This window comes from Acinetobacter sp. ANC 3832 (assembly GCF_002135415.1).
Taxonomy (GTDB): Bacteria; Pseudomonadota; Gammaproteobacteria; order Pseudomonadales; family Moraxellaceae; genus Acinetobacter.
This window is the reverse complement of record NZ_NEGJ01000002.1, coordinates 325,256-351,847: the sequence shown is the minus strand read 5'-3', so window position 1 is coordinate 351,847 and position 26,592 is coordinate 325,256. Positions and strand designations below refer to the sequence as shown.

General features: G+C 38.1%; 24 protein-coding genes and 1 riboswitch. Of the genes, 16 read left to right on the top strand and 8 right to left on the bottom strand.

The features are described from left to right. Positions 1-8 precede the first annotated feature (8 nt). From B9T35_RS04030 to B9T35_RS04020, 3 genes are all read right to left on the bottom strand, one after another. Positions 9-1,124 (bottom strand): GGDEF domain-containing protein, encoded by a 1,116-nt coding sequence (locus tag B9T35_RS04030; protein ID WP_228147072.1) that lies wholly within the window; start codon positions 1,122-1,124, stop codon positions 9-11. A gap of 445 nt (positions 1,125-1,569) precedes the next feature. Continuing rightward, the gene (locus B9T35_RS04025; RefSeq protein WP_228147070.1) at positions 1,570-2,088 is read right to left on the bottom strand and encodes a GGDEF domain-containing protein; all 519 of its coding nucleotides are present in this window, start codon (positions 2,086-2,088) and stop codon (positions 1,570-1,572) included. Between the two features lie 445 nt (positions 2,089-2,533). After that, entirely contained in the window at positions 2,534-3,448 is a 915-nt protein-coding gene (locus B9T35_RS04020; protein ID WP_086189836.1) for an alpha/beta hydrolase, read from the bottom strand. Positions 3,449-3,601: 153 nt separating this feature from the next. On the opposite strand from B9T35_RS04020, the gene B9T35_RS04015 reads away from it, so the two are divergent. Continuing rightward, positions 3,602-4,033 carry a DUF2147 domain-containing protein gene (locus B9T35_RS04015; protein ID WP_086189924.1) on the top strand — a complete coding sequence of 144 codons (432 nt, stop codon included), beginning with the start codon at positions 3,602-3,604 and terminating at the stop codon, positions 4,031-4,033. 152 nt (positions 4,034-4,185) lie between these two features. Here B9T35_RS04015 and B9T35_RS04010 read toward each other — a convergent pair whose 3' ends face one another. Further along, positions 4,186-4,533 carry a Spx/MgsR family RNA polymerase-binding regulatory protein gene (locus tag B9T35_RS04010; RefSeq protein ID WP_086189835.1) on the bottom strand — a complete coding sequence of 116 codons (348 nt, stop codon included), beginning with the start codon at positions 4,531-4,533 and terminating at the stop codon, positions 4,186-4,188. Positions 4,534-5,078: 545 nt separating this feature from the next. After that, a complete protein-coding gene (locus tag B9T35_RS04005; protein WP_086189834.1) occupies positions 5,079-5,897 on the bottom strand; it encodes an exodeoxyribonuclease III in 819 nt (272 codons plus the stop codon). 41 nt (positions 5,898-5,938) lie between these two features. On the opposite strand from B9T35_RS04005, the gene pyrE reads away from it, so the two are divergent. The 3 genes from pyrE to B9T35_RS03990 all read left to right on the top strand — a co-directional run bounded on the left by pyrE (position 5,939) and on the right by B9T35_RS03990 (position 8,063). Next, on the top strand, positions 5,939-6,589 hold the full coding sequence (gene pyrE, locus B9T35_RS04000; RefSeq protein ID WP_086189833.1) for an orotate phosphoribosyltransferase: 651 nt from the start codon (positions 5,939-5,941) through the stop codon (positions 6,587-6,589). A 77-nt stretch (positions 6,590-6,666) separates the two neighbouring features. Further along, entirely contained in the window at positions 6,667-7,218 is a 552-nt protein-coding gene (locus B9T35_RS03995) for a hypothetical protein (RefSeq protein WP_228147069.1), read from the top strand. Positions 7,219-7,286: 68 nt separating this feature from the next. Beyond that, positions 7,287-8,063 (top strand): hypothetical protein, encoded by a 777-nt coding sequence (locus B9T35_RS03990; protein ID WP_086189832.1) that lies wholly within the window; start codon positions 7,287-7,289, stop codon positions 8,061-8,063. 1 nt (position 8,064) lies between these two features. Here the strand turns inward: B9T35_RS03990 and B9T35_RS03985 are convergent, their stop codons facing one another. Beyond that, on the bottom strand, positions 8,065-8,262 hold the full coding sequence (locus B9T35_RS03985; RefSeq protein ID WP_086189831.1) for a DUF3565 domain-containing protein: 198 nt from the start codon (positions 8,260-8,262) through the stop codon (positions 8,065-8,067). A 115-nt stretch (positions 8,263-8,377) separates the two neighbouring features. Here B9T35_RS03985 and gshB point away from each other — a divergent pair, with 115 nt between their 5' ends. Next, complete coding sequence (gene gshB, locus B9T35_RS03980; RefSeq protein ID WP_086189830.1) at positions 8,378-9,316, top strand: glutathione synthase; 939 nt, start codon at positions 8,378-8,380, stop codon at positions 9,314-9,316. Between the two features lie 62 nt (positions 9,317-9,378). On the opposite strand, the gene B9T35_RS03975 is transcribed toward gshB, so the two are convergent. Beyond that, complete coding sequence (locus B9T35_RS03975) at positions 9,379-10,572, bottom strand: CynX/NimT family MFS transporter (protein WP_086189829.1); 1,194 nt, start codon at positions 10,570-10,572, stop codon at positions 9,379-9,381. Between the two features lie 569 nt (positions 10,573-11,141). On the opposite strand from B9T35_RS03975, the gene murG reads away from it, so the two are divergent. From murG to lpxC, 7 genes are all read left to right on the top strand, one after another. Beyond that, positions 11,142-12,239, top strand: coding sequence for an undecaprenyldiphospho-muramoylpentapeptide beta-N-acetylglucosaminyltransferase (murG, locus tag B9T35_RS03970; protein ID WP_171264203.1), 1,098 nt, complete (start codon positions 11,142-11,144; stop codon positions 12,237-12,239). 13 nt (positions 12,240-12,252) lie between these two features. Continuing rightward, entirely contained in the window at positions 12,253-13,701 is a 1,449-nt protein-coding gene (gene murC, locus B9T35_RS03965) for a UDP-N-acetylmuramate--L-alanine ligase (RefSeq protein WP_086189827.1), read from the top strand. Positions 13,702-13,757: 56 nt separating this feature from the next. After that, the gene (locus tag B9T35_RS03960; RefSeq protein WP_086189826.1) at positions 13,758-14,687 is read left to right on the top strand and encodes a D-alanine--D-alanine ligase; all 930 of its coding nucleotides are present in this window, start codon (positions 13,758-13,760) and stop codon (positions 14,685-14,687) included. A gap of 3 nt (positions 14,688-14,690) precedes the next feature. Further along, on the top strand, positions 14,691-15,545 hold the full coding sequence (locus tag B9T35_RS03955; RefSeq protein WP_086189825.1) for a cell division protein FtsQ/DivIB: 855 nt from the start codon (positions 14,691-14,693) through the stop codon (positions 15,543-15,545). A 60-nt stretch (positions 15,546-15,605) separates the two neighbouring features. Then, a complete protein-coding gene (gene ftsA / locus B9T35_RS03950; RefSeq protein ID WP_086189824.1) occupies positions 15,606-16,868 on the top strand; it encodes a cell division protein FtsA in 1,263 nt (420 codons plus the stop codon). Between the two features lie 163 nt (positions 16,869-17,031). After that, positions 17,032-18,213 carry a cell division protein FtsZ gene (gene ftsZ / locus B9T35_RS03945; RefSeq protein ID WP_086189823.1) on the top strand — a complete coding sequence of 394 codons (1,182 nt, stop codon included), beginning with the start codon at positions 17,032-17,034 and terminating at the stop codon, positions 18,211-18,213. Between the two features lie 123 nt (positions 18,214-18,336). Further along, entirely contained in the window at positions 18,337-19,239 is a 903-nt protein-coding gene (lpxC, locus tag B9T35_RS03940; RefSeq protein ID WP_086189822.1) for a UDP-3-O-acyl-N-acetylglucosamine deacetylase, read from the top strand. A gap of 97 nt (positions 19,240-19,336) precedes the next feature. On the opposite strand, the gene B9T35_RS03935 is transcribed toward lpxC, so the two are convergent. Then, on the bottom strand, positions 19,337-19,780 hold the full coding sequence (locus B9T35_RS03935; RefSeq protein WP_086189821.1) for a DUF721 domain-containing protein: 444 nt from the start codon (positions 19,778-19,780) through the stop codon (positions 19,337-19,339). 108 nt (positions 19,781-19,888) lie between these two features. Between B9T35_RS03935 and B9T35_RS03930 the strand changes: the two genes are divergently transcribed. The 4 genes from B9T35_RS03930 (at position 19,889) to B9T35_RS03915 (ending at position 26,471) form a co-directional block, all read left to right on the top strand. Beyond that, positions 19,889-20,581: a M23 family metallopeptidase gene (locus B9T35_RS03930; RefSeq protein WP_086189820.1), complete on the top strand. Its 693-nt coding sequence runs from the start codon at positions 19,889-19,891 to the stop codon at positions 20,579-20,581. Between the two features lie 240 nt (positions 20,582-20,821). Further along, positions 20,822-23,533, top strand: coding sequence for a pyruvate dehydrogenase (acetyl-transferring), homodimeric type (gene aceE / locus B9T35_RS03925; protein WP_086189819.1), 2,712 nt, complete (start codon positions 20,822-20,824; stop codon positions 23,531-23,533). A gap of 3 nt (positions 23,534-23,536) precedes the next feature. Further along, on the top strand, positions 23,537-25,516 hold the full coding sequence (locus tag B9T35_RS03920; RefSeq protein ID WP_086189818.1) for a 2-oxo acid dehydrogenase subunit E2: 1,980 nt from the start codon (positions 23,537-23,539) through the stop codon (positions 25,514-25,516). A 126-nt stretch (positions 25,517-25,642) separates the two neighbouring features. Beyond that, a riboswitch (yybP-ykoY riboswitch) is annotated at positions 25,643-25,768 on the top strand. A 127-nt stretch (positions 25,769-25,895) separates the two neighbouring features. After that, positions 25,896-26,471 carry a TMEM165/GDT1 family protein gene (locus tag B9T35_RS03915; RefSeq protein WP_086189817.1) on the top strand — a complete coding sequence of 192 codons (576 nt, stop codon included), beginning with the start codon at positions 25,896-25,898 and terminating at the stop codon, positions 26,469-26,471. The last annotated feature ends 121 nt before the right edge of the window (positions 26,472-26,592 follow it).

Here is a 26,592-nt window from a genome sequence, read left to right as displayed (position 1 = left end):
CCTAATTTTTATGAGGATATTAAAGAATCCGTTGGATATATCTGGATTTGATTACGGCCTTGTTGTTTTGAGCCATACAATGCAGTGTCTGCAAAATGAATGATTTTTTCACTTTCATAAGTGTAGCTCGACATGGCGAGCCCAAAGCTTGCGGTCAGTGAAATAGATTCCTCTGCACGACTTTGAATGTGTAAATCTTGAATAGCTAAACGACATCGTTCGGCAATTGCTGTTGCTTGCGTAATTTCAGTGTTATTCAGCACCATAATGAACTCTTCACCGCCGTAGCGCGCAACAATGTCAGAAGGTCTGATGCAGTGTGTGAGCGTGTGTGCAACATGTTCTAGAACTTCATCCCCACACTGATGTCCATATTCATCATTAATATTTTTAAAATGATCTAAGTCTAAAATAATAATGGCGTATTCTGCTTTTGAGCGATGTATCAATTGTAGTTTTTCATTAAAGCTACGACGATTAAATAAGCCCGTCAGCGGATCTGTTTGACTGAGTTTTTTAATCAGAGATTCACGGTGTCGCCATTGAATTAAGATAATTTCACCTAAAATTAAACTTGCAAATATGATCGGTATAATAAAATACGCCATACTGACGATCCAAAAAACTGATTTAAAAGGGTAATCATGTAGCAAGCTATCACTGAACATTGGTGCGTAGGGAAGAGCTTCAAAAATAGTCAGTAGTGCTAAGCTAAGTAATGTGATAGTGGCAAGAAGTAGGGGGGGATAGACAATTTTTCGTTCAAAAAGAAGAAAACCTATCCCTGAAATACAGATATAACCGCACAGCGTTGCAGGACTAAAAATACCAATGAGATAGCCATCTCGAATAAACATTGCAACAAAAACAGTCAGAATAATATAAGGTAAGTAATCTTCAGCCCATTGTTTCTTTTTAAGTTTGATGCATGGAATAATTAATAAAATCAAGATAATTAAAGCATAGATATTTAATGAGATTTGAAATTCAAGTAGAGGGATATTTACCCACTCCCAAAGAGAAGGGGTATAGAAAATGAATAGCTTCCATACAATCCATAATAAATGTTGGCAACATCCTAATACTAGAATAAGCGTACACTTATCTAAGTTGCTCCAATTCATAATAATATTGGTATGCAAAAAAAATTGGATTTTTTCCAAGTTCAATACACTGAATTTTCGGATTGCGAACTTCATATAAAACAGTATCTCAGAAATAGATCACTTGGTTCTAAATTTGACTCGATTAGAGATAAATAAAGATCTAAAGTATTTGATAGCACATTCTTATACTTTCTATATTGTTGGATTTTGAGTTTAATTCAACCTTAAAATAATCATTTGATTGATGTAATCTGATTCAAAATGTAAGCACAGAATTAAATGAGTTTCATAGAAATACAATAATGTAATTTATACCGATTGTCTTGCTTTATTCCGAATAGATTATTGAATGCTGAACTGAGATCGCTACGAGAATAAATAGAAGACGGTTCTCTATTGAAAATCAAAGAGCTGGTCAAAAGCATTGAGCAACTCTTTATTTCAGGTCAGTAAATGATTTTAATTAAGTGGAAATAGAGCTTTGATCACGAATTTGATTAAATCCATGTGATTTTGCTACGAATAAAGCTTGATCTGCATATTGTAAAACTTTATCACTAAACGTATTTTCTTTAGAAACAGAGATACCGCAACTGGCTTGTAGCATCACCGATTTAGCGTTAATTCGGAGTTCTTTTTGTTGAATTTGAGCAGTTAATCTTTTTGCCACATTGTTGGCATTGTCTAAATTGATATCACTCAGGATTAAAATAAACTCATTATCGCCATAACGCCCAACAAGATCGGTATCTCGTATACGATTGGACAGCATTGAAGCTACTGTAATTAGGGCTTGATCGGCAGACTTGAGTCCAAAATTATGTTGTATTTCCTTAAAATTATCGACACTTAAAAGGACGATGGCATAATCAATTCCAGCTTGTGGATGTAATTCTTTTAAATAAGAATTAATTCCAAATTGATTATAAAGACCTGTAAGTGGGTCAATCGATACTGTTTCTACACTTTGATTCTTATGCAACAAGTCACTTACAAAAGAGTTTTTGATCACATTTTTAAAAAATGTATGTAACCGACGACGCCTTTCGGAATAGATTTTATTTCTCATAAAGTTACCGCCTATATTTAATCTGTTATTTGTTTTTTGTTGGTTTTAAGTAATATAGCAACTTGTATGATGGCGATCAATTTTTAGTTTTACATAAAATACTGATTTAAATAGTATTATTTGCAAATAATGTGATTATAGTCACAATAATATTCTTTTTTTTGAAGTTACTACTCAGTTTTAGAGTGTGATTTTTATTTTAAATTGTATAAATCTATTTCTAAAAGTACTTTTAAATAAAAGCCATCGCTTTTATAAAATTATATAACGTGATTTGAGCGAAAATCTAAGAAACGGGTGATCTATAGTTTGAGTTTAATAAAAAGGTCAGCGTTGATCTAACCTTTATTGATTCAGATTATGTTCGATCTAACTTGTGTGCAAATTCAGCCAAATCAGCTAAAGAACGCTTAGCTTCATCAAACCATGGGCTGAACATCTGAAAGTTATGCCACATGCCTGTATAGAGTTTATAGGTGACATGTACATGCGCTTGCTTTGCTTTCTCTTCAAAACGAGCCGCATCATCCAATAGAATTTCTTTTGAACCTATTTGTACCAATGTCGGTGGCAAACCTTTGAAGTCTCCAAAAATTGGAGACAATTGAGTTAATGATTTGTCCATATTTTTTGGAACATAATATTCAATTCCTGTTTCTAAGGCTTCAACAGAAAGTAGCGCATCATGCTTTTGGTTATAACGTAAGGATTCGCTGGTCAGTGTTAAATCTAAAAAGGGCGACATGAGCACCAATCCGCTTGGAATGAGAGCTGTATCTTCATCTTTTAAGCGGAGAACCAATGCCAATGCCAAATTTGCACCGCATGAGTCCCCTGAAATAATAATATCTTTGGGTTGGATGCCTTGATTCAGTAGATTGATATATACATCATAAACGGCATCAGAAGCTTCTGGATAAGCATGTTCAGGTGCAAGTGGATAATCGATATGTAAAACTTGCATCTGCGTTCTAACAGCCATTTCAGACAAGAATGCACGATGGGTTTTTAGCGACCCCACAAAAAAAGCACCCCCATGAATATGAAAAATCATTTGAGTGGTTTGTGGTTGAGGTTTAATTTCCTCAGCATGAACCCCAGCAATTTTTAAAGCACGAATTTCTACATCTTTACGTTGAGGAAAAACTTTTGCGAGCTGTTCTAAAGCAAAACGTAATGCAGTTGGGGGTAGATTCAAGCGACTCGGCATTTTAAAGCTAGTTTTAAGAATCATTTCTGTAATATATTGTTTCATTGCAGGGTCTATCTTCATGTTATATCCACATTATTTGAATTTGGTCTTGTTTTTGATGGATTTACCAACAGAGTTTACAAGGGTACACTAAATAGTCACATTCAAAAATTGCAAATTTGTTGTGAGTTTTTAATACTATAAAAGTCAAAGATGACTAGGGAAATGAAAAAAATGAAAAAAATTGCACTTGCTTTAGGATTACTTACAACAGCGATGTTTGCAAATGCTGCAGACCCTTTAAATGGTACAGTATGGAAAACCATTGATGATACGACAAAGCAACCGAAAGCTTTGGTTAAATTTACAGAACAACAGAATGGTACGTTGTCTGCAACCATTCAGAGCATTTTGACGCCAGGTGAAGAGAACTCATGCGTGAAGTGTGAAGGTCCTTACCATAATAAATCGCTAAAAGGCGTGACCATTGTGCATGGTTTAAAAAATGCTGGTGGTAAAAATTATGACGGCGGTACAATTTTAGATCCAAAAAATGGCAAGTCTTATAAATTAAAAGGTGAGCTTGCTGGAAATAAATTAAATTTACGTGGTTATATCGGTGTATCAGTTCTTGGTCGCAATCAAACTTGGGTTCGTGCGAACTAATTTAATCTATTAAATTGATCCTGATTTTAAAAGCCTGATTTTCGAATCAGGCTTTTTATTGAGTTCAATTGTTATCTTGCTGACAACTTAGATAAGCTCGAAGAAGTGCTTTATTTTTCTTTCACAATAAATTGATGATATTCAATCAAAAGCTATTTTAAGCCACGAATTTCATCTTCATTAAAACCAACAATGTAGCCTTGATGAGTTTCAATGACAGGACGTTTGATCATACTGGTATGTGTGGTTAAGGTTGAAATGAGATTCTCTTCACTCGAAAGTGCATGCTGTTGCTCTTGTTCAGAGAGTTTTTTCCATGTTGTGCCTTTTTTATTGAGAATTAACTCTTGTCCAACTTGGTCTAACCATTTTTTTACTGTTTGAGCATCAATACCTTGCTTTTTATAATCATGAAATTCATAACTTAAGCCCAACTCATTGAGTAAATCAAAAGTTTTTTTCATTGAGTTGCAATTTTTAATACCATAAATTTTTAACATGATTTAGCCTGCATTTTTTAAGTGAATCAATTTCTATTGAAGAGCAGATTAACAAAAAATAGAAACAAAAAAGGTAAAGTTTATTTTTGATCAATTCAATTTTTGTGTAGATATTCTATAAATAAGATGTGACTGTGATCAATGTCATAAAGTTGACATCTTTATTTGTCAAAATAGCTTTTAAAAGAGCAATGGTCATAAAAAGTTAAATAACCAAAATTGCCTAATCAGATAGAGATAATAAAAAGTTGAAGATCATAAAAATAATGATTTAATAAAGAGAAAACCCGCATTTAATCATCCTGATCATGCGGGTCTCGATATAACGTCCAATGTCTCATCCTTGGAAAATAAATACAGAGTATTCATTTTCTATCCATCCTACGGCTTCCTATCCCTTTGCGGTCATCCTGACCAAGTCCCTTTGCCGTGAAGCAATAATGCACTTATTTAATGCGCTAAAATATACGCTAACACGACAAGTATTGTGAGAAATTTGCACATACTCAGTATACGTGTGTACACTGAATCTGTACTAAGTTTGTTTAAATTTTATAATCAATGATCACAGGGGCATGGTCACTAAACCATTCTTCTTTATAGACCCAAGCATTAACAGTACGTTCTTTCCAATCAGGTGAACATGCTTGGTAATCAATACGCCATCCAACATTTTTAGCACGTGCTTGCCCACGGTTTGACCACCAAGAATAAACTTCAGCTTCTTTACGGACTTCGCGGAAGGTATCGACATAGCCCAATTCATCATAGATATGATCAAGCCATGCACGTTCATGGGGCAAACAACCAGAAGATTTTTGGTTTCCAGACCAGTTTTTAATATCAATGCGTTTATGTACGATATTGTAATCACCACAAATAATGATGGATTTATTTTCATCACGCCATTGTTTGAGTATTTTTGTATATTCTTCTAAAAAGTGATCTTTACGAGCTTGAGCTTCATTGCCTGAAGAACCTGAAGGTAAATAGAGTGAACAAATATGGACATTCTGTTCCAGTCCAACATCAAATTCAGCAGAAATAAAACGACCTTGGCTATCTGCCAATTCAAAACCTAACCCATCTTTTACCGAAATAAAAGGCAAGCGGCTATAGATGGCTGTACCTGCATAACCTGCTTTTTCAGCAGGAAATAAATGGGTATACCATCCTTCAGGTTGAAACTTTTCTGTCCATTGCGCATGCGTGATTCGACTCTCTTGCATACACACCACATCTGCTTCGGACTTTTCTAGCCACTCAAGTAAGCCTTTGGTCACAGATGAACGAAGTCCGTTGACGTTAATTGAAACGACTCTTAGAATTTTTTGATCACTTGGATAGCTAGTCTTTGGTATCATGCGCAGTCATAACCTTAATGTATGAATTTTTGGAGCACCTCATGTCAACGCCAGCTCAATTTGACCCACAAGCTTTTATCGAACTTGCATTATCACGTGGTGTGCTTAAATTTGGTGAGTTTACTTTAAAATCAGGTCGTGTGAGCCCTTATTTTTTTAATGCAGGTTTACTCAATGACGGTGAAGCATTATCACTTTTAGCGCAAGGCTATGCAGATAAATTAACACAATGTAATCATGTCGAAGTAATTTTTGGACCTGCGTATAAAGGGATTCCATTTGTAGCAGCGACAGCTGTAGCTTTATCACAAGTACATGGTGTAAGCGTCCCTTGGGGCTTTAACCGTAAAGAAGCCAAAGATCATGGTGAAGGTGGTGTACTTGTTGGTGCATCAGTAGAAGGTAAAAAAGTTTGGATTATTGATGATGTCATTACCGCGGGTACAGCTATTCGTGAAGTTGTCACAATTCTGAAAAATGCAGGTGCAACAATTGCAGGTGTATTGGTTGCTTTAGACCGTGAAGAAAAAGGTCAAGGAACATTGTCAGCAATTCAAGAAGTTCAGCAAGAGCTCGAAATTCCTGTACATGCATTAATTACCATGAAAGATTTAATGAATTATTTAGATGCTAAAGGTGAAAAAGAATCTTTAGCAAAAATGCAAGCATACCGTATTAAATATGGTGTATAAGCATTTTTAGATTGGTAAAATAAGGAGCATTTGCTCCTTATTTTTAGCCTCGGATTTCATGTTGGAAGCGCCTTACAATGCTTTTTTTGATTGTGTTTGTCATGTTTATGGTTGTTGCTTTTCTTCTTGCTCGACAACTGGATCGACGTAGATGGCATCGTTATCAAATTGATCGGGATATGTTTTTTCGCACACATCCTTATACTTTAGATTGTGATCAACAATTTGATGTGCATTTGACGCTGAATCAAAATGCGCAAAAAAAACTCATGAATGAATTGATGTTGAAATCTCATGAGCAAAGCATTTTAAAAAAGGCACTTATTCAGCGTGAAGCAGAACAGCAAAACCAACCTTTTATTATTAAAGTTATGATTCATGATTTAATTATTGGTTATTTAGAAATTAAATATGCTGAGCAGTTGTGTAAAAGCTTACAAGAAACTGATTTTATGATTGGTCGCCCGATTGAAACCTTGGCGGAAATTAGCATCTTTCAAAAGAATGAAATCCATTTATTGTGTCGTGTGAAGTTAGATTTGCCTAGAAATCCAAAATTAGTGAACAATTTAATTAAAGGTAAAAAAGTTGATCATGATACTGAATTAGATGCACACACTAAATCATAGTTTATTTATTGATTTTTAATAAATACATGCCCAATATTATTGAATTTTAGCTTTGAAATTAAACTATAATGGAAGAAAATCTAAATTTATTAGTTGCTTGTTTTTCAGCGATTGCTGCTAGCTGTGCTGCATTTGCAACTTTTCTTGGTTGGATAGAGAATAGAAAGCTTAGAAAAGCTCAAACAGAACCATTTGTTGATATTAAATTAGAAGTAATGCCAGAATCCATAAGCTGGATAAGACTCAAAATTTCAAACTTAGGTTTAAGTCCAGCACTCGAGTTAAAATTTGAATTTAGAAGTCATGAATTTTCGAATGAAAAAGTAGCAGAGAAAGTTATTGATATATTTACAACATTGCGATTTATGCGCGAAGGTTTAAATTATTTATCTCATGGAGATAGTAGATATAGTAACTTTGTCAATTTATTAGAGAATACTGAAGCTAGAGGATTTGATGTTAAAGAGTTTTTAAACACGACTTTGATTGTTAGAGTTGAGTATAAAGATCGATTTGACGCACAATATTCTGCTGAGTTTATAATTGCTATGAATGAATTAGAAGGTGATTATAGGATAGGAGAAAGTTTTGGTGATCAAATAATTGAGCAATTAAAGAATACCAATATGAATTTAATAAACTTAAAAACAGAACATCAAATGTTTAGAAATGAATTTGAAAAAACTCATCGTGATTGGACAGAAATAGAATTAGAACAGAAGTTGGCCTTTTTAAAAAAGCAGAGAGCTATAAGCGAAAGTTTAAGGCAATCTCTAGAGAATGTTAAATATCAAAAAGTTGATAAAAAGCCTTCGATTCATCAATTGCGGAAAAAAATGAAATAAACTAATAAGAAATTTTCTCTTCACATTTTAAACAATTCAATTGCACACCTAGTTTTTCAGCTCGACCTTCTGGTGTCACCACCCATGGGCGGTTTTGCCAAGGGGGATTATGCCGTACATGCCGCGCATGCCCACAGGCTAAGTCAGCGACCCAATGCTGTTCTTCGTCTAAATGAAAGCCAATCATTGCTTGTAACATTAAGCCATCCTCAAATATTTTAAAATTTTAGCGAAAGCTTTACTTAAATTCAAAAAAGGAAAGGATAATCTCCGCTATACTCAAGACGATATTAATTTAAAAATGAGTTGTGATAATGCGCGTACTTGTTGTGATGGATCCCATCGAAAATGTAAACCTGAAAAAAGATTCAACTATGGCAATGCTATGGGCTGCATCACGTCGTGGACATGAATTAGGCTATGCATTACAACAAGATTTGTATATTAACCAAGGTAAAGCCTTTGGTTTGATTTCGCCACTGAAAGTATTTGAAGACTATAATCACTATTATGAATTAGGCGAGAAAAAGAAAGAATCTTTAGCAGATTATGATGTCGTGTTGATGCGTAAAGATCCACCGTTCGATATGAACTTTGTCTATACCACTTATATTTTAGAACAAGCAGAACGTGAAGGTGCGTGGATTATCAATAAACCACAAAGCTTACGAGACTGTAATGAAAAATTATTTGCGACACAATTCCCTGAGTTACAAGTGCCAACCTTGGTCACTTCACAGCAAAATTTGATTCGTGAATTTTTAACAGAACATCGCGACGTGATTGTAAAACCATTGGATGGTATGGGTGGAACAGGTATTTTTCGCTTAACTGCGGATGGTGTAAATATTGGTTCGACTTTGGAAATGCTCACTGAAATGGGACAGCAACCGATTATGGCGCAGCGCTACATTCCTGAAATTGTGGATGGGGATAAACGTATTTTGATGATCAACGGTCAACCTGTTCCGTATTGCTTAGCGCGTATTCCACAAAATGGTGAAGTGCGTGGTAATTTGGCTGCGGGTGGTTTAGGTGAAGCACGTCCACTGACTGAAAATGATAAAGCGATTGCAGCCAAAGTTGGACCATTTTTAAAAGAAAAAGGTTTGGTCTTTGTTGGTTTGGATGTGATTGGCAATTATGTGACAGAAATTAATGTGACCAGTCCAACTTGTATCCGTGAAATTGATACCCAATTTGGCACTCATATTGCCGATGATTTATTTGATGTTTTAGAAGCAGGTCGTTAATTCTCTTTATTGAAATTCGATTTTCGATTAATGAAAAAGAGCCAAATTGGCTCTTTTTTGTTTTATACCTTTTGATAGGGATGCGCTTTAAATAATTTCCATACAACAATCAATCCTAAAAGAGACAGTGTGGTAGTTGCCCAAGCAATCGTGCTCCAAGTGTGCGTATAAGAGACCAATAAAGCACTCAATGGTGGAAGTAAGAATTGCCCCAATGCTGATATTTGCAAGACCAAGCCGACACTGGCGGCGACGGCATTTTGTTGTGGTGCATAATATAGACAAATTGCAAATACAGTCGCAGGAATAAAACCGCCAACCGCTGAAAAGAGAAAAACACTTAAATATTGCAGACTAAAAGGTAAATAACTTTGCATGCAGAAAGTGACCCAACTCATCAACAGCATAATCACAAAGCCCCATCGAAACAGACTTTTTGGTTGCACACCACGATGTAGAAGTATTCCTGATATTAACGTACCTACAATATTGGCGATTGAAACGGAAGCAGTGAGAAGCCCTGCTGTTTTTAATTCAATGTGATTGCTGAGATAGATACTGGGTAAAAAGCCAATCACAGTTAGCCATTGACTGGTATAACAAGCAAAGATTAATGCTAAACAAATAATGGGTGGATGAGTCAGCGTGATTTTGAGTAAATGAAAGAAAGAATCAGACTGCGTTGTATATGTAGGTTGATTTGGCAAGACCAATAATTTAGTGATAATAAAAGCAATGGCAAAGCATAAAATACCTAATATGACCCAAATGGTCTGCCATGAGAAAAATTGCATCAAGAGTGGAATGGTCAGCATCGCAATGCCGACACCGAGCCCCATATAAGAACCCCAAAGTCCCATCTTCATGTTGATTTTTGCAGGGTCACAGATTCGTTTTAAAATCGCAGGGGCTGTAAGGGTAATCAGTAAAAAGCCAATACCTTCAAAAAATCGAAAGAAAAATAAACTATAAATATTATGAATAAACACACTGGCTAAACTGGAAAAACCTAAAATGATTAATCCAGACAGAAAGCACTTTTTTAATCCAAATTTTTCAGAAAATACACCTAAACACAGTGCAAATAACATCCCTGCGGCTTGCACTAGAGATAAGGCTAGTCCTGCTTGAGCTAAGGAAATATGTAATTGTTGCTGTAAAATTGGAATAATGGTCGCGAGTTTGCCCACATGAACCGCAGCTAAATAGCCTGCTAAAATAATCCAAATATCATGTCTTGGAGCATGTTGTGTCACAGTATTGTTTCATCCATGAAAACAAGTGAGGTTATTTTGAGTATAGAGAGGATAATTTATTTTTTATAGTTTAAAAGGTGAATAATCACATACCATTTTTGCATAATGAGATAAAAAGAATTTTTCCAATTGTACTCTTCATATCCAATAAATTAGATGATCTATGCAGGTTGGATTTCAATCTATTTGAGAGTGATAGCAAATCTTTTATAGTGGGTATTTTTATAATACTTGAAATATATACTAATTAATAAATATATATTGATGAAAAGAGATGTATTCATCATCTCTTTATTTTTCCTAAGAGTAGAAATAAAAAGGCTTTATTGAAGAGGTCTCATGTTTATGAATCTTGAGCCAAGTGTTACAAAACAGAGAGAATTGTATTAATTTCCTGCTTTTTTTATGGATTAATAATAAAACTAGTTTAAACTTTCATTTCAGTAGAAAAAAACAATGAAATGCTTGGTGAAAAAAAGTAAATAAACTTTTCCCAGTATGCGTTTGTGATTACAATTGCTTTTTTAAAGATATATTAAACATTTCATTTTGAATTGAAGAAATAGACTGTGACTAAACCCGAACAAAGCATACCAAAACACGTCATGATGATGGCGGCAGGAACTGGTGGACATGTGTTTCCTGCACTTGCAGTTGCCAAAGAATTGCAACAACAAGGCTGCCAAGTGTCTTGGTTGGCGACCCCGACGGGAATGGAAAACCGACTTTTAAAACAACACAATATTCCAATCTATCAAATTGATATTCAGGGCGTGCGTGGCAATGGTGTCGTGCGCAAATTGGTTGCCCCATTTAAAATTTTAAAAGCGACTTTAAGCGCAATGCGCTATATGAAACAGCTCAAGGTAGAAGCTGTTGCAGGTTTTGGTGGTTATGTTGCTGGACCAGGTGGTCTTGCCGCACGTTTATTGGGTATTCCTGTGATTATTCATGAGCAAAATGCCGTTGCAGGGTTTACCAATACGCAGCTTGCACGTATTTCAAAGACAGTCTGTGAAGCCTTTCCAAATACATTTGCACAAAGTGAAAAAGTGGTGACAACGGGTAATCCTGTACGTGCAGAGATTACAGCCATTTATAATCCATCATTTCGCTATAAAGAACGCCAGAATGCAGATGAACCTATTCATGTTTTAATTGTGGGTGGCTCTTTAGGTGCGCAAGCTTTAAATGAATGTGTGCCTCAAGCATTGAAACAGTTTGATGTGCCGTTGCATGTTTTTCATCAATGTGGGCAAAATAAACAAGAAAGTACCCAAGTTTTATATGCTGACGCTCCTGATAATTTAAAAGTGGAAGTTCAGCCTTTTATTGAAGATATGGCAAAAGCCTATGCGGATGCAGATTTAATTATTTGTCGTGCTGGTGCGTTAACAGTGACAGAAGTGGCGACCGCAGGTATTGCCGCAGTATTTGTACCTTTGCCAAGCGCAGTGGATGATCATCAAACTGCAAATGCAAAATTTTTAGCCAATATTGGTGCTGCGAAAATTTGCCCACAAGCCAGTATGACACCAGATTCATTAAAGGATGTATTAATGCCGTTGATGAACCGCCAATTATTGATGGAAATGGCAATAAAAGCTCGTCAACAAGCTCAACCCGACGCAACACAGCGTGTGGTTGGTTTAATTCAAGATTTGTAAGTTAGAGTAGATTATGTCTCCAACAAGCCCTGCTGATAAAGCAAAAAGCCTGATTAAAATCCCAGAAATGCGCCGTATTAAACACATTCATTTTGTGGGTATTGGTGGAGCAGGGATGTGTGGTATTGCAGAAGTTTTGAAAAACCAAGGCTATAAAGTGTCTGGTTCAGATATCAAAGCTTCAAAGACGACGGCTCAACTTGAAGAAAATGGCATTAAAGTCTTTATTGGACATGCTGCTGAAAATATTAAAGGCGCAAATGTATTGGTGGTATCCACTGCAATTGATACTGAAAATTTAGAAATTAAAACCGCAATTGAAACACGCATTCCAGTGGTTCGTCGTGCAGAAATGCTAGGTGAATTGATGCGTTACCGTCATGGTATTGCTGTGGCAGGTACGCATGGTAAAACCACAACAACCAGTCTTGTGACATGTATGTTGGCAGAAGAGAATATGGACCCAACTTATGTGATTGGTGGTCTGTTGAATCGTACAGGTGTCAATGCTGCATTGGGTGCGAGTCGTTATATTGTTGCAGAAGCTGATGAATCGGATGCTTCGTTTTTATATTTAGAACCGATGGCAGCCATTGTGACCAATATTGATGCGGATCACATGGATACCTATGGTGGTAGTTTTGACGTATTAAAAGATACTTTTGTTAAGTTTCTACAAAAAATGCCGTTTTATGGTTTGGCGGTTGTTTGTGGTGATGATGCAAACATTCGTGAAATTATGCCACGCATCGGTCGTCCAGTTTTAACCTATGGTTTTAATGAAGATAACGATATTCGTGCCATTGATGTTGAACAGATTGGGATGCAATCACACTTTACGGTTTTACGTAAAGGACGTGAACCACTCAAGTTAACCATTAACTTGCCAGGCTTACACAATATTTTAAATGCATTGGCTGCCATTGGTATCGCAACTGATGAAGGTGTATCTGATGCAGCAATTGCGCGTGCATTAGAAGGCTTTAGTGGTGTAGGACGTCGCTTCCAAGTTCAAGGTCAATATGCTTTGGGTGATGGCGATGTGAAATTGGTTGATGACTATGGTCACCATCCAAAAGAAGTGGAAGCAACCATTAAGGCTGCTCGTGCAAGTCATCCAGATCGCCGTTTGGTGATGTTGTTCCAACCGCATCGTTATTCACGTACACGCGATTGTTTTGATGATTTTGTAGATGTGTTGTCGCAAGTTGATCAATTGTTACTGTTGGAAGTGTATTCTGCGGGAGAGAAACCCATTGTCGGTGCGGACAGTCGCTCATTGGCACGTAGTCTGCGTTTACGTGGCGAAGTTGAACCGATTTTGATTGATCCTGTAGAAGGGAATCTAGCAAACGTGGTGCAAAAAGTGTTACAAGCAAATGACTTGTTATTAACACAAGGTGCGGGTAACGTGGGAGCAATTTCTGTAGAATTAGCTCAAAACCAATTATATTTAAAATAATCACAGTTTGTGATTGTACTTAAATTGACTCACTTTATAAGTTTAAGGATTTAAACGTGTCAAATGCTTCTAAATTCGGCAAAGTAGCTGTGTTGCTTGGTGGTAAATCTGCTGAGCGTGAGGTGTCATTAGATAGTGGTAAAGCTGTACTTGAAGCATTGGTTCGTTCAGGTGTGAATGCAGAAGCATTTGATCCGCAAGAACGAAGTGTCACTGAGTTGGTCAATTATGATCGTGCCTTTATTGTATTGCATGGTCGTGGTGGGGAAGATGGTCAGATTCAAGGAACATTAGAATGGATGAATGTGCCTTATACGGGTACAGGTGTTCAGGGTTCTGCCATTGGAATGGACAAAGTAAAAACCAAGCAAATTTGGCAAGGTTCTGAGTTACCTACAGCACCGTATCGTATAGTAAGCCAAGGAACTGACTTAGCTGAAGTCGTTGGTAGTTTAGGTCTTCCACTGATTATCAAACCTGTACATGAAGGTTCGAGTGTGGGAATGAGCAAGGTTGAAAAAGTTGAAGATCTTGCTGAAGCAATTGCCAAAGCCACTCAACATGATGCTGTGGTCATGGCTGAAAAATGGATTACAGGGCGTGAATTTACCATTTCATTCTTAAATGGTCAGCCTTTACCTGTGATTCGTTTGCAACCACCTGCAGATGTTGCTTTTTATGATTATGAAGCAAAATATAATCGTAACGATGTGGAATATGGTATCCCTTGTGGTCTGACCGATGCAGAAGAGAAAAAACTGCAAGAATTGTGTTTACGTGCTTTCCAAGCCGTTGGCGCAAGTGGTTGGGGACGTATTGATGCAATGCAAGATGAGCAAGGTGATTTTTGGTTATTAGAGGTGAATACCGTACCTGGTATGACCAGCCACTCATTGGTACCAAAAGCTGCACAAGCGGTTGGTTATAGTTTTGATGAGTTGTGTATTGCAATTCTTGAACAGACTTTAGCAGGCGATACACAATAATTTATGGCTCAACTTCCTGCTTCGATGCGCCGTAAACGCGCAGCTATTACATCGATACATGAAAAACCACCGACTCGTAAGGAAAAGTTAATCCATGCGGGTGGATGGTTGTTGATGATTGTTGCCTGTATGGTACTGATTGTCGGGATGTTTGGGCTATATAAACTGATTACTAATGCAAAAGTAGCAACATTGCAAATAGTTGGTGCAGATTCAGCGATTGAAAAGCAACAACTGACGCAACATTTAGCACCCATTGTTAAAGATAATTATTTTACCTCTGATTTAGAGCTGATCCGAGATCAGGCTTTGCAAATTTCATGGGTAGATCGAGTTGTTGTTTCCCGTGCATGGCCAAATAGTATTCGCGTTCGTGTGATGCCACGTCATGCAATTGCACGTTGGGGAACAGGTCGCTTATTGAGTGATGGTGGTGAGATTTACACTGAAGCAGTGATAAAAAATCATTCACAATTGCCGCTGCTTCATGGACCCCTCAGCCAATCTAAAGTGATGATGCGTCGTTATAATGAGATTAATCAATTATTTCTTCCCGTGAATTTACGTTTGAAAGAATTGTATTTAACGGAGCGAATGACTTGGTTTATGCAATTTGATTCAGGTTTACGTGTGATTGTGGATCAAGATCAAACCATGAGTAAGTTACAGCGCTTAAGTCATTTGGCACAAACAGATTTAAAACCCGTATGGCCAAAAATAGCTGCAATTGATTTAAGGTATCGCAATGGTCTTTCTATTCAATGGAAAAACTCAATTGTGCCTAAAATCATCAATGGTCAGTTTGTTGTAACCAGTGATGACATAAACGTTGCGAATACAAGCGTTGCAAAGCCATAATACGTGGCTTTCAATAGGCATAAAGCCAAACATAAACAATGAATAAAATGGTAGTAAGTGATGAGTGAAGCTGTTCCCTCAATTGTTGCGATAGACATTGGGACACATAAAGTTTCAGTTCTAATTGGAAAAGTACATGCCCCTGATAATATTCAGGTGATTGGCATGGCTTCTGCACGTAATAAAGGCATGAATAAAGGCAAAATAGTTAGCCTAGAAAAAGTAACCAATGCCATTAAAAATGCAGTACAAGAAGCGGAAGATATGGCGGAATGTCGTGTACATTCTGCATGGGTGTCTATCCCAAGTACAGAATTACAAAGTTTCTATGCCGCGGGTCGTACGCCTATTGCAAACCCAGAGCGTATGATTACAACAACAGAAGTAGTTCGTGCATTGGATTTAGCCAAAGCCAGTCATATGACACCAGATTATTATTTGGCGAGTGCTGTACCTTTGGGTTTTGAATTGGATGACTCTCCAGAATGGGTACATAATCCGATTAACCTTTCTGCACATAGCATGACGGGGCATTATCAATTGATGATGTTGCCAATTAGCACCATGCAAAATTTAGATCGTGCGATGAAAGGTGCCAATATTTTTGTTGAAAAAATGGTGGTGTCTTGCTTAGCAACGGCTGAAAGTAGTCTGTTAAAAGATGAAAAAGAATATGGCGTATGTTTACTTGATATTGGTGCAGGAACCACGAATCTTGCAGTCTATATTGAAGGGCATCTTGTCTTGGCACACACCATTCAACGGGGTGGTGAAAATGTGACCCGTGATATTGCAGCCGTATTACAAACAACAACAGAAGAAGCAGAGCGAATTAAGTTACTGTATGGTTGTGTGGATTTACATCAAGTGAAACCTGAGCATATGATTCAGTTTGAAGCTATTGATGGTCCGCAGTCGATTAGTCGTATCGAGTTGTCTGAAATTATTATTGCGCGTTATGAAGAAATTTTAAGTGCTGTGCGTGAAGAATTAGAAAAACGTGGTGCATTACAAAGTTTATATCATGGTGTTGTTTTAACAGGTGATGTTTGTCAAATTGAAGGGATGATTACTTTAACGCGACGGATGTTAGGTGTATCTGCCCATTTGGGTAATCCACCTCTAGAAATCACTGCTGAAGAACAATATTTATCAGCCTTGCGTCGTACGATGTATGCGACTGCTGCAGGGCTTTTGATGTTTAGTCAAAGTGATATGCAAGAGTCAATAGAAGAGCCTGAAGTTACTGGAAAGCGTCCAATGTGGGATCGAATGGTCAATGGTTGGAATGCGCTCAATAACAAATTAAAAGGTATTTTTTAGGTGTAGTTTTTTGGGGAATATTGTTAGGAAGTTGTAAGCATGCCGTCCTGTACTTGACAAGCTTAGTAATGCACAGCATCCTGAAAACTATTTATATTATTGAAGATCAAGGCAGTATACGGGCTTAAAGCAACTGCCATATTAATTAGGAACTCTAAAGGTCATGGCCTCATTTGAATTTTTAGAAGATGAACAAACCGATAACAACGGACAAGCCCGTTTTACTGTGTTTGGTGTTGGTGGTGGCGGTGGTAATGCTGTGCAACACATGGTGCAATCCGATATTAAAGGTGTGAAATTTGTTTGTGCGAATACAGACAAACAAGCACTCGATCGTATGAATGCGCCATTCAAAATCCAGTTGGGTGAGCAAAGTACACGCGGTTTAGGTGCTGGAGCAAATCCAGATGTGGGTTCGATTGCGGCTGAAGAAAGTCGTGAGCAAATTCGTCAGCACCTTGAAGGTGCGGATATGGTATTTGTAACCGCCGGTATGGGTGGCGGTACGGGTACTGGTGCTGCACCTGTGGTTGCTGAAATTGCCAAAGAAATGGGTATTTTAACGGTTGGTGTGGTGACAACGCCTTTTAACTTTGAAGGTCGTCGTCGTCAACGTTCAGCAGAAAAAGGCATTGATGCTTTAGAAGCACATGTAGATTCATTGATTATCATTCCAAACCAACGCTTATTAAGCGTGTATGGTGATATTTCAATGCAGGATGCGTATCGCAAAGCAGATGATGTTTTATTAAATGCAGTACGTAGTATTTTTGATTTAGTCGTGCGTCCAGGTCATATTAACCTCGACTTTGCGGATTTGAAAACAGCAATGAGTACACGTGGCTATGCCATGATGGGCGAAGGTAAGAGTAGCGGTGTTGATCGTGCTGAAGAAGCTGCACGTTTGGCAATTCGTAGCCCATTACTGGATAACGTAAATATCATGAATGCCAAAGGTGTGTTAATTAACATCACTGGTGGCGCTGATGTGACATTACGTGAAACAGAAATTATTACTGATGTTGTGAACCAAATTGTTGATCTTGATGAAGGTGAAGTATTTTTTGGTACAGTCTTTGATCCAGATGCACGCGATGAAATTCGTGTGACGGTGATTGCGACTGGTTTAACACGCAATGCTAATGATGCCGCTGAAGTGAAACGTAAAACTCAAGTGAATGTGGCTACTCATCTTCAGCAATCAGTACAAAATTCAACTGATGAAGACGATGTGCCAGCGATTAAACGCCAAAATGCAGATGCATCAACAGCTGCACCAAGCGCGTCACCACGTTCTACACCGATGAGTATTCAGGATTATTTGAAAAATCAACAACGTAAATAATTATAGTTATTTGATTTTTAGTAATAATTCCAAAAAGGTAATGATAATTCATTACCTTTTTGTTTTTTATCAATGGCTAAATGTGCTAACGTATAGCGGATTTAGGCTAAAGACTGAATAAGCATGTTGAAACAACGTACCCTAAAACGAGTCGTGAAAGCGAGTGGTATCGGACTACATAGTGGGCAAAAAGTGATGATTAACTTTTTACCGCATGTCGCTGATGGGGGCATTGTTTTTCGTCGTATCGATTTAAATCCACCCATAGAAATTCCTGCGGATGCAATGCTGATTCAGGAGGCATTTATGTGTTCTAATTTGGTTCAAGAAAATGCCAAAGTGGGTACAATTGAACATGTCATGAGTGCGATTGCAGGTCTAGGTATTGATAATTTAATTGTAGAAGTTTCGGCATCTGAAGTCCCGATTATGGATGGTAGTGCGGGTCCTTTTATTTATTTATTGATGCAAGGTGATTTGGTCGAACTAGACGCACCGAAAAAATTTATAAAAATACTTAAACCTGTTGAAGCACTAATTGAAGATAAGCGAGCTGCTTTTAAACCCCATGATGGTTTTCAAATTAACTTTACCATTGATTTTGATCATCCTGCTTTCGCAAAAGAATACCAATCTGCAACCATCGATTTTTCCACGGAAACCTTTGTTTATGAAGTGAGTGGGGCACGCACCTTTGGCTTTATGAAAGACTTAGATTATCTAAAAGCACATAATTTAGCTTTAGGTGCGAGTTTAGATAATGCCATTGGGGTGGATGATACAGGTGTGGTCAATGAAGAAGGTCTAAGGTTTAATGATGAATTTGTTCGTCATAAAATTTTAGATGCGGTTGGTGACTTATATTTGTTAGGTCATCAAATTATTGCCAAGTTTGATGGGTATAAATCGGGGCATGCACTGAATAATCAATTATTACGCAATGTGCAGAGCGATCCGAGTAACTATGAAATTGTAACATTTGATGACGAGAAGTCGTGTCCAATTCAATTCGTCAGTGTGACATAAGTCATTGTCTTTAGGGTGCAATGTTATAGAGTAACAATATAAAAGGTGATAATTGTCACTTTATGCAAGCTCTAAATTAAAAGTATTCTGAGTTCTGTTACTTTTTATTGCTTGCCAAACGTAATAGAGCTTGGCTAAGCTTAGGGTCGCTCACAAAGCTAGCAGCGTGCTGTAACATTTCTTGCGTCGCTGGTGTTAATTGTTTTGTGGTTTTATGATCGAATTGAGTCTCTTTATGCGCTTTAGCTCTTAATCTGACCTGAATTTTATGTAAATCATGCAATTCATTGATTTGTGATAATTGAGAAATATACTGTTTTTGAAGATAACCGAGTTGACTAATCATGGCTTGATTTTCACCAGTAATCGTCAAAACACCGTATTCATAACATACGACTTGCCATATCTCAGGTTGAGGTAGTAGCGGTTGAATTAATTTAGTAAGTTTTTGCCAACCGGCAACTTGCTTTGTGAGAAACGATAAGTTTCCTGTTTTTATGTGTTGTCTTGTTTGTTGAAAGACGTTTTTGGGTTCTGACATACATTGTTCCTACATGTTTATGCCCTAATCTTAAACGTTCGTTTCAGTGGATATCAAGGAAGAGATCGCACAAGAAACTTAATTAAGAACAGTTCAAGAGGTTTTTTTATGCATTCGCGACGTATTTTACTGGCATTTTCTTTAGCCGCGTCTACTGTGTCAGTTGCTTTCGCAGACTTGGTTCAATTAGATGCTTCAAGCAATTCTTCATCAGATCGATTAGAACAATTAACAAAAACATTATCTCAAGGGTCATATACCCATTCTGATGATTTAGATGTTTCTGCAAATACAAAGCTCAATGTAAAGTTACGCAAAGAAGCGCCAATAGAATTAAATAATGCTTCTTTAGCTCAAAAATATGGTTCAAACACCACAACGCGTTACTCAGCGAATTCAACATCTTCTTGGTTAGTTACACATCCTTTACCAGACATGAAGCGTGTGAGCTCTGATTTTGGTGGTCGTAGCATGGGTGGTCGTGCAGAACATCATTCAGGTTTAGATCTTTCCGCACCAAGTGGCACACCAATTTATGCTACAGGTCCAGGTATTGTAACCAAATCAGGTTGGGGTACAGGCTACGGTCAGTATGTTGAAATTAATCATGGTAATGGTTATATCACGCGTTATGCCCATGCATCACGCTTAGTCGCTCGTGTGGGTGATCAAGTTTCTGCTGGCGAACATATTGCCAATGTTGGTTGTACTGGGCGTTGTACTGGTCCACACTTACATTATGAAGTAGTGAAAGATGGTCAACGTAAAAATCCTTCGACTTATTTAGCAATGTTGCCTTAATAAGATGCAAGCAGTGCAACCATTTATCTAATAATTTAAATGTTATCACTGAACTGAAATACTTTTGTATTAAAAACCGTCTAAATTGGCGGTTTTTTGTTGTTTAGTGTGAGAAAAGGTCACTGACTATTTAGTTCCTAAATAATACTCACAATCCACATTCATCTGTAACGATAACTTAACAAGGCTAAAACATGATACATATATGATATAGAAAACAGTTCATGGAGTAGTTGAATTATGGTGTATTACGGTGATACAGATGCCCAAGAAACCCAAGAGTGGCAAGATGCCTTTGATTCCGTTTTGCAGCATATGGGAACTGATCGTGCTGCTTTTTTGCTCGAAAAATTATACCAACAAGCAATTGCTAAGCACGTACCCATTCAGCGGATAAATACTCCTTACTTAAATACCATTTCTGTAGAAGAAAGCCCTGCAATGCCAGGCGATCAAGATATGGAACGCCGTATCCGTGCATTAATTCGTTGGAATGCTTTGGCGATGGTACTGCGTGCCAATAAAACAGGTGATGACTTAGGTGGTCACTTGGCAAGTTTTGCATCTTCAGCAACGTTATATGATGTAGGTTTTAACCATTTCTTCCGTGCCAACAGTGATCACTTTGGTGGTGACATGATTTATTACCAAGGCCATTGTGCTCCGGGTATTTATGCACGTTCGTATTTAGAAGGGCGTTTGACTGAAGATCAATTGAATAATTTCCGTCGCGAAGTCGGTGGTCAAGGTCTTTCAAGTTATCCGCATCCTTATTTAATGCCTGATTATTGGCAATTCCCAACGGTATCGATGGGTCTCGGACCAATCATGTCGATTTATCAAGCGCATATTCAAAAGTATTTGATGAATCGTCATTTGATTAAAGAAGAAAATCGTAAGGTTTGGGCATACCTTGGCGATGGTGAAATGGATGAGCCTGAAAGCTTAGGTGCTATTTCACTCGCAGGTCGTGAAAAACTGGATAACCTAATTTGGGTCGTGAACTGTAACTTACAGCGTCTTGATGGTCCTGTACGTGGTAACGGTAAAATTATTCAAGAGCTTGAATCTGTATTCCGTGGTGCAGGTTGGCGTGTCATTAAAGTGGTTTGGGGACGTCATTGGGATCCATTATTGGACAAAGACACTTCAGGCGCACTCAAAGCACGTATGGCTGAAGCGGTAGATGGTGATTATCAACGTTACCAAGTGAAAGGCGGTGCATATACGCGCGAGAATTTCTTTGGTAAATATCCAGAAGCAGCTGAGCTGGTTAAAGACCTCAGTGATGATGATATTGAAAACTTAAACCGTGGTGGGCATGACCCGTATAAAGTCTATGCAGCGTATGCAGCAGCAATGACAAGTAATGGTCAACCAACGGTAATTTTAGCGCATACCGTAAAAGGGTATGGCTTGTCAGAAGAAATTGAAGCAGTCAATAAAACGCATCAAATTAAAAAGATGCAGATTGATTCACTCAAATATGTACGTGATCGCTTTAACTTGCCATTTACCGATGAGCAATTACAAGAAGTGCCTTTATATCGTCCAAGTGAAAATTCACCTGAACTAAAATATATGAAAGCCCGTCGTGAAGCATTGGGTGGTTATTTACCTGCACGTCGTAAAGACAGTGAATCCTTGGCGATTCCTGAACTTTCAGTGTTTGATGGTGTGTTGAAAGGCAGTGGTGAGAAAGAACAATCCACCACTATGGTGATGGTTCGTTTAATTGCAGCATTGTTAAAAGAGAAAGCAATTAAAGACCGTGTTGTTCCGATTGTTCCAGATGAAGCACGTACTTTTGGTTTAGAAGGTATGTTCCGTCAATTGGGCATCTACGCGGCACATGGTCAGCACTATACGCCTGAAGACCAAGAACAGTTGATGAACTATCGTGAAGCAAAAGATGGTCATATGCTTCAAGAAGGCATTAACGAAGCAGGTGCGATGAGTGCATGGGCTGCATTGGGTACAAGTTATTCAACCAATAACTTACCCATGATTCCAATGTATATGTATTACTCTATGTTTGGTTTCCAACGTATTGGTGATATTGCATGGGCAGCAGGTGACTCTCAAGCGCAAGGTTTCTTATTGGGCGCGACAGCAGGTCGTACGACTTTAAATGGTGAAGGTTTACAACACCAAGATGGTCATTCGCATATTTTAGCGAACACGATTCCAAACTGTATCTCTTATGATCCATGTTTCGGTTATGAGCTTGCTGTCATTGTACATGATGGTTTACAGCGCATGTATGTGAACCAAGAGCGTGTGTTCTATTACTTAACCGTAATGAATGAAAACTATGAACATCCAGCAATACCTGAAGGTGCTGAAGAAGGCATTAAACGCGGTATGTATTTGTTCGAAAAAGATGACAAAGCAACTGTGCAATTGTTGGGGTCAGGTGTAATTCTGCGTGAAGTGATTAAAGCAGGGAAAATTCTACGTGATGAATACCAAATCCATTCCAATGTTTGGAGTGTAACGAGCTATAACGAATTGGCTCGTGATGGTATGGCAGCTGAAGAACATAACCGCTTGCATCCGCTTGAAGATGGCAAAGAATCATGGGTATCTAAACAGCTTCGTGCGACAGATGGTATCGTGGTTTCTGCAACCGATCATATGCGTGCCTATAGTGATCAAATTCGTGCGTACCTTCCAGACAACCGTCCATATGTGACTTTGGGTACAGATGGTTATGGTCGTTCAGATACACGTGGTAACTTGCGTAGTTACTTCGGCGTTGATGCTGCTCACATCGTTGTTGCAACCTTGAAAAAGCTTGCTGATGAAGGTGAAGTAGATGCACGTTTAGTGAAAGATGCGATTTCAACGTTTGAATTAGATGTAGACCGCCCAGTAGCATGGTTGCCTCAAGCACATCCATCTGTTCAAGATGTTGCGCCGTATGCAGAACCAACAACTGAGGAGAAATAAATAATGCAAATTAAAACTCCTGATATTGGTGTTGATAAAGCCACTGTCGCTGAGATTTTAGTGAAAGTGGGTGATCGTATTTCGGTTGATGACAGTATTGTTCTGCTTGAATCTGATAAAGCTTCTGTTGAAGTGCCTAGCACTTCGGCAGGTGTAGTCAAAAGTATTGCTGTTTCAGAAGGTGATGAAGTTTCAGAAGGTCAGGTGCTGATTGAAGTTGAATCAGCAGAATCTGATGTAACTCCAGAAGCTGAAGCAAAAGCTGAATCTGTTGCACAGCCTGAGACGACTGAGATAAAACCTGTAGTTGAAGAAAAAGCATCTACACCAGCCGTTGCAACATCAACCCAAAGTGTTGATGTGAAAGTGCCTGATATTGGTGTCGAAAAAGCATTGGTTGGTGAAATCTTAGTTAAAGTCGGTGATGAAATTGCGGTTGATGACAGCATTGTTGTTGTTGAATCTGACAAAGCGACCGTAGAAGTCCCGAGTTCTGTTGCAGGAATTGTGGAAAGTGTAGTTGTTAAAGAAGGGGATAGCGTTAAAGAAGGTGTTGTTTTGATTACAGTCAAAACCACTTCTGCTGCTCCTGCATCTAACATTGCAGAAGCAAAAGTTGATTCAGCACCTGTTGTTGCATCAACTACGCCTTCTACAGCAAAAGCAGAATCAGCAACCACTCAATCAGGTTCAGTCGAAGTGACTATTCCAGATTTAGGTGTTGATAAAGCCACGATTTCTGAAATTTTAGTCAGCGTTGGCGACCGTGTAGAGAAAGATCAAAGCTTATGTGTTGCTGAATCGGACAAAGCTTCGGTTGAAGTACCAAGTTCTGTTGCAGGTGTGATTAAAGCTATTCACGTTGAGTTAAATCAGTCTGTTTCTCAAGGGACAGCATTGGTCACGATTGAAGCTGAAGGTCAATCTGCACCTGCGCAAGCACCTGTTACAAAATCTGAGCCTACGAAAGTTGAAACTCAGTCAGCTCCAACGACGACTCAAGTTGAAAAATCAGCACCAGTAGCGGCTCAAGCGGGTTCGGATAAACTAACGAAAGCGCAAGAAGCCGAAAATGCAAAAGTGTATGCAGGACCTGCGGTACGTAAACTTGCGCGTGAACTGGGTGTGGTACTTTCCAATGTGAAAGCATCAGGTTCGTATGAACGTGTGATTAAAGATGATGTTTTTGCTTATGTGAAAACACGTTTAACTGCACCACAAGTTGCACCTACTGCAAGTGCATCAGCAGTTGTTTCAGGTTTACCTGCATTACCAGATTTCAATGCATTTGGTGGTGGTGAAGTGAAAGCAATGACGCGCTTACAGCAAGTGTCTGTACCGCAGTTGTCATTGAATAACTTCATCCCTCAAGTGACTCAGTTTGATCTTGCCGATATTACTGAGCTTGAAGCTTGGCGTGGTGAACTTAAAGCTGGCTTTAAACAGCAGGGTGTGAGTTTGACTATTCTCGCTTTCATTGCGAAAGCGCTCGCATTCTTATTGAAAGAAGAACCATATTTTGCGGGTCATTTGGCTGATGATCAGAAAGGTGTATTGCTACGTAACGAAATTCATATAGGGATTGCTGTTGCAACACCAGATGGTTTAACTGTTCCTGTACTACGCAATCCTGATCAAAAATCAATTAAGCAAATTGCGATTGAATTGGGTGAGTTAAGTAAAAAAGCACGTGAAAAGAAACTTTCTCCGAAAGACTTACAAGGTGCAAACTTTACCATTACCAGCTTAGGTTCAATTGGTGGTACAGCATTTACCCCTTTGGTAAACTGGCCTCAAGTAGCTATCTTAGGTATTTCGCCTGCAACTATGCAACCTGTATGGAATGGTCAAGAGTTTGAACCGCGCTTAATGTTGCCATTGTCATTGTCTTATGATCACCGTGTCATTAATGGTGCTGATGCAGCCCGTTTTAGCAATAAATTAACCAAGCTTTTGGCTGATATTCGTAATATTTTGCTTTAAGTTTAAGCTGTATTGAAAACCTCGCTTCGGCGAGGTTTATTATTTTTAGTCGTCTATTTTTTTGTTTCAAGATAAACTTTAAGATAAATGAGATTGAAAAGCAGGCTAAAGCCATTTAAACTCAGCATACACTTCATTGGGGAGTAGCCGCTATTCACGTTTTCAACGTGAATAGGTGATGATCAACATAATTGTTCAACAGAACATGGTCATCATAGCAAAGAACCAATTTAACTGAATCTTCACTTTGTTCAGTTATCTTTTGTTGGCAAGACCTTTGATTTATCACTCCGCATTGAGTAAAGCATTTAACTTTATTCATTTAGGCTAGCAGGAGGGGTAAGTCATCGGTAAAAATTGCTAGCCTGAGAAACACCTTATGAATGTCTTTCTTATTTCTCTTGTTGTCGTCGCCCTTTCTGAAATGGGTGATAAGACACAGCTCCTCGCATTACTCCTTGCTGCACGTTTCCGTAAACCTGTTCCGATACTTTTTGCTATTTTCTTTGCCACTGTGATTAATCACGGTGTTTCAGCGCTCTTGGGGCAATGGATTACCACCGTACTGAGTCCTACTGTTTTGCTTTGGATTGTATCTCTTGGCTTTATTGCAATGGCGGCTTGGATGTTGATTCCAGATGAATTGGATGATGAAACCGATAGTATTAATAAGTGGCAAAAATATGGGGTTTTTGGTGCAACTTTTGTTTTGTTCTTCCTTGCTGAAATTGGTGATAAGACCCAAATTGCCACTGTGGCTTTGGCTGCGCGTTATGACAGCATCGGTTGGGTAACATTAGGCACAACACTTGGAATTATGTTGGTGAATGCACCTGCTGTTTTCATTGGCAATAAATTAGCAGATAAATTACCAATTTCACTCATTCATAAAATTGGTGCTTTAATCTTCTTGATCATTGGTGTAAGTGCTTTAGTACAACATTATTTCTTTTAAGTAGACGCAATTTAAATCTTTTAAGCCTGACGTTATGTCAGGCTTTTTTTTATTGTGATTCATGGCATAACTCACGAAATTCTTATTCAACTTTATGTGTATATTTATTGTAAGCCTGAAG